Annotated in this window: 9 protein-coding genes; 5 read left to right on the top strand and 4 right to left on the bottom strand. The window is 71.6% G+C overall.

Translation table 11 applies throughout. The features are described 5' to 3' along the window. Positions 1-318 precede the first annotated feature (318 nt). The 4 genes from corA to ACGFIW_RS29995 form a co-directional block, all read right to left on the bottom strand. Positions 319-1,467: a magnesium/cobalt transporter CorA gene (gene corA / locus ACGFIW_RS30010; RefSeq protein ID WP_393322795.1), complete on the bottom strand. Its 1,149-nt coding sequence runs from the start codon at positions 1,465-1,467 to the stop codon at positions 319-321. 324 nt (positions 1,468-1,791) lie between these two features. Further along, complete coding sequence (locus ACGFIW_RS30005; RefSeq protein ID WP_393322792.1) at positions 1,792-2,886, bottom strand: PLP-dependent aminotransferase family protein; 1,095 nt, start codon at positions 2,884-2,886, stop codon at positions 1,792-1,794. A 106-nt stretch (positions 2,887-2,992) separates the two neighbouring features. Beyond that, positions 2,993-3,451: an ester cyclase gene (locus ACGFIW_RS30000; protein ID WP_393322788.1), complete on the bottom strand. Its 459-nt coding sequence runs from the start codon at positions 3,449-3,451 to the stop codon at positions 2,993-2,995. Positions 3,452-3,536: 85 nt separating this feature from the next. After that, entirely contained in the window at positions 3,537-3,929 is a 393-nt protein-coding gene (locus ACGFIW_RS29995) for a cyclic nucleotide-binding/CBS domain-containing protein (RefSeq protein ID WP_393322785.1), read from the bottom strand. 113 nt (positions 3,930-4,042) lie between these two features. Between ACGFIW_RS29995 and ACGFIW_RS29990 the strand changes: the two genes are divergently transcribed. From ACGFIW_RS29990 to ACGFIW_RS29970, 5 genes are all read left to right on the top strand, one after another. After that, positions 4,043-4,492 carry an NUDIX hydrolase gene (locus ACGFIW_RS29990; RefSeq protein ID WP_393322782.1) on the top strand — a complete coding sequence of 150 codons (450 nt, stop codon included), beginning with the start codon at positions 4,043-4,045 and terminating at the stop codon, positions 4,490-4,492. Next, positions 4,489-5,262 carry a hypothetical protein gene (locus ACGFIW_RS29985; RefSeq protein WP_393322779.1) on the top strand — a complete coding sequence of 258 codons (774 nt, stop codon included), beginning with the start codon at positions 4,489-4,491 and terminating at the stop codon, positions 5,260-5,262. The genes ACGFIW_RS29990 and ACGFIW_RS29985 overlap by 4 nt, the downstream gene beginning before the upstream one ends. Positions 5,263-5,341: 79 nt before the next feature. Continuing rightward, complete coding sequence (locus tag ACGFIW_RS29980) at positions 5,342-6,073, top strand: sugar phosphate nucleotidyltransferase (RefSeq protein ID WP_393322776.1); 732 nt, start codon at positions 5,342-5,344, stop codon at positions 6,071-6,073. Further along, positions 6,061-7,128 (top strand): iron-containing alcohol dehydrogenase family protein, encoded by a 1,068-nt coding sequence (locus ACGFIW_RS29975; RefSeq protein ID WP_393241806.1) that lies wholly within the window; start codon positions 6,061-6,063, stop codon positions 7,126-7,128. Before ACGFIW_RS29980 ends, ACGFIW_RS29975 begins: the two co-directional genes overlap by 13 nt. Further along, the gene (locus ACGFIW_RS29970) at positions 7,103-7,822 is read left to right on the top strand and encodes a CDP-alcohol phosphatidyltransferase family protein (protein ID WP_393322773.1); all 720 of its coding nucleotides are present in this window, start codon (positions 7,103-7,105) and stop codon (positions 7,820-7,822) included. The genes ACGFIW_RS29975 and ACGFIW_RS29970 overlap by 26 nt, the downstream gene beginning before the upstream one ends. Positions 7,823-7,840: the final 18 nt, after the last annotated feature.

Raw genomic sequence — 7,840 nt, 5'->3', positions numbered from 1 at the left:
GGACTTCCGCGCGCGCCGGACTTCCGCGCGCGCCGGACTTCCGCGCGCGCCGGACTTCCGCGCGCGCCGGACTTCCGCGCGCGCCGGACTTCCGCGCGCGCCGGACTTCCGCGCCTCGGGCTTCCGCGCGCGCCGGACTTCCGCGCCTCGGGCTTCCGCGCGCGCGGGGCTCCCGCATGCGCGGGGCTCCCGCATGATCGACTCGGCTTTCATGGAGTCGCGGTGTCCAGGTGCGTGGGATGCCGCGCCTTCATGAAAGGCGAGTGGATCACAGCGCCGGTTGGGCGGCGGATCGGTCCGGGTGCTACCGCCGCGCGGTCAGAGCCAGCCGTTGCGGCGGAACCACCGGTAGAGCGCCAGCGAGACGCCGAGCATGAGGGCCAGGGCCACCGGATAGCCGTACGTCATCTTCAGCTCGGGCATGTTGTCGAAGTTCATGCCCTCGACGCCGGCGATGGAGGTCCAGACCGCGGCGATCGCCGCCCAGGCGGCGATCTTGCGCATGTCGTTGTTCTGGTCGACGGTGACCTGGGCCAGCCGCGCCTGGAGGATCGAGTTCAGCAGGTCGTCGTAGGAGTTCACCTGCTCCACGGTCCGGCTCAGGTGGTCCTGCACGTCCCGGAAGTACTTGCGGATCTCCTTGGGCACGTCCCGGTTGACCTGCGAGGTCAGCGTCATCAGCGGCCGTTGCAACGGCACCACCGCCCGCTTGAACTCCACCAACTCCCGCTTCATCTGGTAGATCCGCTGGATCCGCCCGTGGCCCTGCCGGTCGAAGACCTCGGCCTCCAGCACGTCCAGGTCGTCCTCGATCTGCTCGGCCACCTCCAGGTAGAGGTCGACCACCCGGTCGGTCACCCCGTACGCCACCGCCCACGGGCCGTGCAGCAGCAACTCCTGCTTGGTCTCCAGGTCGGCGCGGATCGGGGCGAGCCGGCAGGCGTCCCCGTGGCGGACGCTGATCACGAAGTTCGGGCCGATGAAGAGCATCACCTGCCCGGTCTCCACCACCTCGGAGTTCTCGGTCAGCTCGGCGTGCTCGCAGTACCGCGCGGTACGCAGCACCAGGAAGACGACGTCGCCGAACCGCTCCAGCTTGGGGCGCTGTTCGGCCTTCACCGCGTCCTCGACGGCGAGCTCGTGCAGCCCGTAGGTCTCCGCGATGGCGGTCATCTCGGCCAACTCGGGCTGGTGCAGACCGATCCAGACGAAGCCGTGCTCCTCCCGGCGGGCCGCGGTCAGCGCCTCGGCGTACGTCCAGTCGCCGGGTTGCCGCTTGCCGTCGACGTAGAGCGCGCAGTCGACCACCGCACTGCGGCCGATGCCGCTGGGGGTCGGCGCGGGAGGCGAACCGTCGGCGTTGAGGATCCGGGTCATCGCCCGGACCGGGGAGGGCCACGCCCGAGGTCGCAACACCCGGCCGGTGGACGGCGGTGCCGTCCGGTCCCGCTCTGTCCGATCCGTCATCGCGTCACCTCCCACGCTCGGCTGCGGCTTGCAGGCTACGCCGACCGGGCTCCGGGACACCTGTGATGGCCGTCGCGCGGGGGCGGCGCCGGGCGGGCCGGGCCGCATCGGGGGGTGTGCGGGGACGACACGGCCCACCCGGCACCTGTGGGGGCGGGAGGTTGTGCTGCCGCGTCACCCAACTCGCGGCCAGGCCCGGAAACCGGGCGGTGACGTCCGCGACTGCTGATGGGTGACGCTCGCAGCATTGTGGGCCGCCGACTGCCCGGGCGGGAGTCCCGAGGCGGCCGACGTCGTCCTTCTGTCGGAAACCCGACAGTTAACTCAGCTGCGGATCGCCTCCACGGCCTCGGCGAGCCGACGGACACCCTCGTCGATCTTGTCCGCGGTCACCGCCGAGAAGGCCAGCCGAAGCGCGTGCCGCCCACCGTCGAGAACGAAGTCACTGCCCTTGACCACAGCGACCCCACGCTCGGCCGCCGCCGGGGCGAGCCGGTCGACAAGCACGTCCTCCGGGAACTCGACCCAGAGGAAGTAGCCGCCGTCGGGCTCCACGAACCGCGCCTGCGGCAGGTGCCGGCGCAACGACTCGGCGAGCACCCGGGACCGCTCGCCCAGCGCCGCTCGTACCGTCTCGATCGAGCGGTCGATGTCACCGGAGACGCAGAACTCGTGCACGATCGCCTGGGACACCATGCCCGGCGAGATGTAGAGGCTCGTCGCGTTCTTGGCGATGGCGGCGATCAGATCCGACGGGCCGACGAGGTAACCGACCCGGACGCCGGGGCAGACCGTCTTGGTGAAGCTCGACGCGTGCACCACCACGTTGCGGGTGTCCAGCGAGAGCATCGACGGCAGCGCCTCGCCCCGGAACCGGACGTCCGCGTACGGGTCGTCCTCGAAGATCGTGAACTCGTACTCGGCGGCGAGGTCGAGCAGCTCCCGACGCTTCTCCAGCGACAGCGTCATGCCGGCCGGGTTCTGGTAGTTCGGAATGACGTGCGCGAGCCGGGGCCGGACCCCGGACTCCAGCAGCTTGCGCAGCTCGGCGGTGTCGAGGCCATCCGGCTGGACCGAGATGGAATGCAGCTCACTGCCCATCCGCTGGAGGTTGAGCAGCGTCCGGTCGTACGTCGGGCGTTCCACCACCACCGCGTCGCCGGGGCGGACCAGGTGGTCGAAGAGGAACGCGTCGGCCTGGAGCGACCCGTTGGTGACCAGCACCTGGTCGGCCTGGACGCCGTGCTTGTCGGCGATCCACTTCCGCAGCGGAAGGTAACCGACGGAGGTGCCGTACGCCGTGACCCCCGCGGGGTCGGCGTCGAAGGCGCGGACGGCTGCGGCCTTGAGCCCCTCGACATCGACGATGTCCAGCGAGGGAGCCCCACGGGCAAAGGAGATCAACTGCTCGGCGGTCATGGATGTTGAGCGTACGGGCGGCGGCGGGGGACGCGCGGACGGCACGGCGATGTCCGCATCCTGAGCCACCGGGACGGGTGACTCGACTCCACCGGTCGGCGGCAGATCAGACCGGAAGGGCGAGCGCGTCGTGGTGCGCCACCCGGGACAGTCCCTCAAACTGCACGCCGATCGCGTCGAGGAGCTGACTCCAGTCGAAGTAGGAACGCCAGGCGGTGATCCGGCCGTGCCGTGCCCGGACCACGTCGGCCACCTCCCAGCTCACCAGCCGGCCGGTAGGCGCGACGGTGCCGTACGGCGAATGCAGCGTGCCGGTGTGGGTGCCGGTCAGACGCAGCTCGACGGCGGCGCCACCGCTGGTGCGGACCGCGCCGAGGGGGTCGACCCGCAGGTCCCCGAAGGCGCCCGTCCAGGTGCGCAGGAGTGCGGGCAGCTCGATCGGACGGACTGTCACGCCCGGCATGGAGTAGAACGCCTCCGGGGCGTAGAGATCCGGTAGACGGGCCACGTCCCGATGCAGGAGCATGGCGTACTGCTGCTCGACCAGCCGCTCCGCGTCACGCATCGGAGACCTCCCCCACGGGCCACGGCATCTCCGTGCCCGCACGGGATCCTTACCCGTCGATCCGGCCCGCCACACCTGCGCGGCTTCAGGTCGTGGCGGGCACCTCACCCTCTGCCCAGACCCGCATGATGTCCCGCACCGAGATCACCCCGGCCACCTCGCGGCCGTCCAGCACCACCAGGTGCCGGAACCCGCCCCGGGCCATCGCGGCGGCGGCCTCGGCCACCGTCCATTCCGGGCCCGCGTAGACCACGTCCCAGGTCAGGTGGGCGCCGGTGCGTTCCACGTCGCAGTCCAGGCCCGCGCCGATGGCCTTCAACACGTCGCGTTCGGTCATGATCCCGACGCCCTCGGAATCCGGGTCGATCACGACCGCCGACCCGACACCGCGGGCCGACATCATCCGGGCCGCCTGGCGCAGTGTGTGCTCCGGGCCGACGACGAGAACCTGGCTGGACATGGCATCCCGTACCTGCATCACCCATCACTCCTTCGGGACGGTGGCCCCCGGTACGGACATGGTCGTCCGTGGATGTTTCCGGGACAAGGCCGAACGTCGCCGTACCACCGGCCGCTCGCTACTGTCGGACCGTGTCCACCGAGCCCCTGCGCTGCGCCGGCGCGCTGATCGTCGACCACGACGGCCGCATCTTCTTCCAGCGCCGATCACCGCACCGACGCCTCTTCCCCGACTGCTGGGACATCGTCGGCGGCCACCTGGAGCCGGGCGAGGAGATCGACGAGGCGCTGCGCCGGGAGATCACCGAGGAGACCGGCTGGGTCCTCTCCCACGTCCTGGGCCAGGTGGGCGAATACACCTACGCGGGCGACGACGGCCTGACCCGGATCGAGTACGACTTCCTGGTCCGCGTCGACGGTGACCTCGACCGGCCGAGGTTGGAGGCCGGCAAGCACACCGAGTACCGCTGGCTGGCCGAGCACGAGGTGTCCGTGCTGGACGAGCACCGCGACGTCAACGACGGGCTGATCCGGCGGATCGCGGAGGAGGGCTTCGCTGTCCTGCGGTCGATCGGTCGGTGAACACCGTCGAACTGGCGCCGCACCGCATCGCCGGGCTGCTCGCCCCGGCCGTGGACCGGGTCTTCCGCGCCGGCATGCTGGCCGGCCGCGACGGTGGAGGCGCCGAACTGAGCCAGCGGTACGGCGGGCCGGCCGCGAGCGGCTTCCTGGTGGACCTGCGCACCCGGCTGGCGGCACCGGGCGGCACCGTCGACGCCCCGGGATTCGCGGCGATCACCCGGTACGCGGACCCGGTCGTCGCCCGCCGGACGGTGGACAAGCAGGTGGCGCACGGGATGCTGCACCGCGGCCCGGACGGCGCACTGTCCGCCACCGAGCGGGGCGCGGCCTTCCTCGCCGAGCTGTACCAGGTGCACGCCGAGGTCACCGAGGAGCTGTGGGCCGGGCACGACGAGCGGGTTTCCCGGCTGGTCGCGGTGCTCGGCCGACTGCTGTCGTACGCGCTGGTGCTGGCCGACACCGACACCGACGGCGACCGGGGCGGTTCGGCCTTCGCCGCGTTGGCGCCGCCGCACGAGCCGGACGGCACCCCGGCGGGTGTGCTGCTGCTCAACCGGCTCGGCACGCTGCGCCACCACCGGGCCGACGCGCACGCCGCCGCCTGGGCCGCCGCCGGGCACACCGCGTCGAGCATCGCCGCCCTGCCGACCGGCCCCGAACGGCTCGCCATCGAGCTGGAGACCGACCGCCGGGCCGCCGGCCCGTACTCCGTACTCAGCGTGGACGAGCGACTGACCATGCTCGCCGACCTGGCCGCGCTGCCCGGCTGACCCGGTTGGCCCCAGCGGTGAGGTCGGCCGGCGCTATCCTCCAGCGGTGACGGGGAGCAGGACGAGGGAGGATGTCGCGATGATCGGAATGGTGCTCGCGGCCGGGGCGGGACGACGGCTGCGCCCGTACACCGACACCCTGCCCAAGGCTTTGGTGCCGGTGGACGGCGAGACCACGATCCTGGACATCGCGTTGGGCAACCTCGCCGAGGTCGGGCTCACCGACATCGTGATCGTGGTCGGCTACGCGGCGGACGCGGTCGTCTCCCGGCAGGCGGACCTGGAGAAGAAGTACGGGGTGACGCTCACCCTGGTGCACAACGACAAGGCCGAGGAGTGGAACAACGCCTACTCGCTCTGGCTGGCCCGCGAGTACTTCGCGCGAGGCGTGCTGCTTGTGAACGGGGACACCGTGCACCCGGTCAGCGTGGAGAAGACCCTGCTGGCCGAGCGCGGGCCGGGCATCCTGCTCGCGGTGGACACGCTGAAGGCGCTGGCCGAGGAGGAGATGAAGACCACCTTCGACGCCGCCGGCCAGCTCACCCGCATCACCAAGATCATGGACCCGGGCGAGGCGTACGGGGAGTACATCGGCGCGACGCTCATCGAGCCGCAGGTCGCCGACGCGCTCGCCGACGCGTTGGAGGCGACCTGGCGACGGGACCCGAACCTCTACTACGAGGACGGCTACCAGGAGTTCTCCGACCGGGGCGGGGAGGTGCGGGCGGCGCCGATCGGTGACGTCCCGTGGGTCGAGGTCGACAATCACGCCGACCTGGCCCGCGCGCGGGAGATCGCGTGCCGCTACTAGCTCGGAGCGTCCTCACCCCGCTGCACATCGACGTGCGACGGGGGGCGGTGGCCGACCTGGCCGCGATCCTCTCCGACGGGCGGATCTCGGCCGGCGGTGACGTCGCGGTGGTGGTCGGCCCGGGTCAGGGCACCCAGATCGCGGAACTGATCCGGCCGTCACTGCGAACGGCCGACGTGTTCACCGTCTCCGGGGGGACCCTGGACGCCGCCGACGATCTCGGCGGCAAACTCCGTGCCCGCTCGTACGACGCGGTCGTCGGCATCGGTGGCGGCAAGACCATCGACGTGGCCAAGTACGCGGCGACCCGCCGGGGGCTGCCGATGGTGTCGGTGGCGACGAGCCTCGCCAACGACGGGATCGCCTCCCCGGTGGCCAGCCTCATCACCGACGGCCTCAAGGGCTCCTACGGCGTGCACATCCCGATCGCGGTGATCGTCGACCTGGACTTCGTGGAGAGCGGCCCGGACCGGCACAACCGGGCCGGCATCGGCGACGTGATCAGCAACATCAGCGCCCTCGCCGACTGGGAGCTGGCCCGCCGGGTACGCGTCGAACCGTTCGACGGGCTCGCCGCCTCACTCTCCCGGGCGGGTGCCGAAGCGGTGCTCAACCACCCGGGCGACATGGCCGACGACGCCTTCGTCACCGTGCTGGCCGACGCGCTGATCTCCAGCGGCCTGGCGATGGCCATCGAGGGCACCAGCCGCCCGTGCAGTGGCGGCTGCCACGAGATCATGCACGCCATCGACGCGCTCTTCCCCGGCACCGCCTCACACGGCGAGTTGGCCGGGCTGGGCGCGCTGTTCTGCACCTGGCTGCGCGGGGACCTGCGCCGCTTCGGGGAGATGTCGGCCTGCCTGGCCCGGCACGGTCTGCCCCGGCTCCCCGCCGAGGTGGCACTCAGCGACGACCAGTTCGTGGAGGCGGTGCAGTTCGCGCCGCGTACCCGACCGGACCGGTACACCATCCTCGAACACCTGGCGCTGTCGCCTACCGAGACCCGGGACCGGCTGGCAGACTACGCCGGTGCAATCCGCGACCAGCTTGGCTGACCACCGTCCCACCGTCGCCGACTTCCACCGGGTGAACCGGGGCGGCGGCCTGTTCAGCGAGTCGATCAGCCAGTGGCTGGGTGCCGTCTTCGCGCTCGTCGCCCACCGTCTCGGCCTGCGTCCCACGGCGCTGACCATCACCAACCTGGTGCTCGGGCTGGCCACCTCGGTCACCGTGGTGGCGCTCGCCGGCCCGGTCGCAGACGGGGACGTACCGGCCTGGGTGGTCGGCCTGCTCGCCCTGATCGGCTGGCAGGTCGCGTACTCCCTGGACTGCGCCGACGGGCAGCTCGCCCGGGTGACCGGCCAGGGCAGCGCGGCCGGGGCCCGGGTCGACATCCTCTGCGACGTGGCCGCGCAGATCGCCCTGGTGGCAGCCCTGGCCGCCACCGCCGTGGCGCAGGAGCCGTCGACGCCGACCTGGCTGGTGGCGACGTTCGCGGGCACCTGGATGGTCAACCTGGTGACGTCGGTGATGCAGGCCGGCCCGAACGCCGCCAGCATGGTCACCTCGACCTCCCTGCCGGTGCGCCTGGTGAAGCTGGTCCGCGACTACGGCGCTGTGGTCTTCGTGGCAGCGCTGGTGCTGGCCGTGGCTCCCGCGTTGGTCCTCTGGGTGCTCGTCGCCTTCACCGTCGTCAATGGCGGTTTCCTGCTGGCGAGCATCGCCTTCTCCGCCCGCGCCTCCCTGTAAGGGCCCAATGGCGCGTTG

It is taken from the genome of Micromonospora sp. NPDC048935, from assembly GCF_043197875.1.
GTDB lineage: Bacteria > Actinomycetota > Actinomycetes > Mycobacteriales > Micromonosporaceae > Micromonospora.
This window is presented reverse-complemented; position numbering and strand designations above follow the sequence as displayed.